Genomic DNA, 264 nt, shown 5'->3' on the forward strand with positions numbered 1-264 from the left:
ACAATGAAACGATATGAGATCAAATCAGGGTTGAACGCCGGTCTGGACGGGGTTCGGACGGACAAACGCAGCGCGCTTGGGCAAGCCTTGGGCTATGCCGATATCAAATGGCGGCTGCTCCTCGATCCCGACTATTCGCCCAACGGCGTGCCCTTCGACCGGGTGAACGGACGGTTGACGGCGGCATCGGTGCCGATCCCGCGCGGTAACTTTGCCAATGGCGCGGCGGCCTTCAACCTCATCAGTAACACTCAGGTCCAGCCC

Annotated in this window: 1 protein-coding gene; it reads left to right on the forward strand. The window is 60.6% G+C overall.

The window, feature by feature from the left end:
• On the forward strand, positions 1-264 hold a 264-nt coding region (locus EGN72_RS19015), incomplete at both ends, for a hypothetical protein (protein ID WP_158623085.1).

The sequence above is a fragment of the Pseudorhodobacter sp. E13 genome (assembly GCF_003991405.1).
Lineage (GTDB): Bacteria > Pseudomonadota > Alphaproteobacteria > Rhodobacterales > Rhodobacteraceae > Pseudorhodobacter.